This is a genomic window from Bartonella sp. AP40SXNS (assembly GCF_042195825.1).
GTDB lineage: Bacteria > Pseudomonadota > Alphaproteobacteria > Rhizobiales > Rhizobiaceae > Bartonella.
The window spans coordinates 1-930 of the sequence record NZ_JBHIPB010000093.1 but is presented as its reverse complement, the minus strand read 5'-3'; the positions used below and the strand labels follow the sequence as shown (position 1 = coordinate 930).

Here is a 930-nt window from a genome sequence, read left to right as displayed (position 1 = left end):
ATTTCCCCTGAGGCTCTATCGACTGCTGCTTTTGTCTCTTCTGCCATGCGCTTCGCTGCATCAGAAGTATTCTTGGCTTCTTCTGCTAAGCCATTGGCTGTATCCGCTGTCTCTTTCGCAAGGCTAGCCGTTGTCGTCGCTGCTTTAGCTTCTTCCTTCGCTTCATGAGACGTCGTAAGCGCTGTTGTCGCTGTTTGAACTGTTTTCGTCACTTCGCTAAGCGCTTGTTCCGAAACCCTCTTCGATTCTTCTGCAACCTGTTGCGCACCATTCGCACGCGACATGGCTTTTTCTGCTTCTTGACGTGCATTAACAACCTGCTCTAACGGCGCAAAGGTTTCATACGAATACAAAGATGCCGTCCCTAAAAGCTTCGGAACAACAACGCTGTCTTGAGAAGTCCCTTCTCTGATTTCCTCTTTCGTTGCAACAGGTATCAAATATTCATGTTCATGATCGGGTATCTTCATCTGTTTTATTCCTTCATTCAGAGCACTTCGTCTAATGAACACTCTTTCAAATCTTCAAACTCTTCTCTTAAGGTCTCTAAGCGCTTCTCTAAATCTTTCAGTGAACCATCAAGCTCTGTTTTCAAAGCGGCTTTCAGTAAATCAAAAACGCCAGTAAGCGGCGCATGTACAAAACCTCCCCCAGAATACAAAACGACCCGTACTTGAGACGGGTCGCTAATCTCTGATATCGCAAACGGTTTTAATGACATTTCAACTCCTCATGTCTTGATCCCATAAATTACACTCACATTAACGGGGCGCGTTTCAACACCACCAACCCTCTCTGCCATGAGATGATGTTCATGATGCTCTCTGTCATTCAGACCGTCTGTTATAGGCGTTGAATAATATAAAAAATTAGCAAAGGGGCTCCTGATAAACCAAGGTAAACGCGGCGGCTTGTCTTTTTCTGTAAACC

The 930-nt window shown here is 45.2% G+C and carries 1 protein-coding gene and 2 pseudogenes; all 3 read right to left on the bottom strand.

Features of this window, described 5'->3' with window-relative positions; all coding sequences use genetic code 11:
* Positions 1-470: pseudogene (locus ACFILZ_RS09945) on the bottom strand (hypothetical protein); the annotation flags it as partial.
* A gap of 17 nt (positions 471-487) precedes the next feature.
* The gene (locus ACFILZ_RS09940; protein WP_375611072.1) at positions 488-721 is read right to left on the bottom strand and encodes a hypothetical protein; all 234 of its coding nucleotides are present in this window, start codon (positions 719-721) and stop codon (positions 488-490) included.
* A gap of 9 nt (positions 722-730) precedes the next feature.
* A pseudogene (locus ACFILZ_RS09935) lies at positions 731-930 on the bottom strand (phage tail protein); the annotation flags it as partial.

Excerpts from the sequence above, each read along its gene's own strand:
- ACFILZ_RS09940 (WP_375611072.1), bottom strand. The coding sequence starts at position 721 with ATGTCATTAAAACCGTTTGCGATATCAGAGATTAGCGACCCGTCTCAA.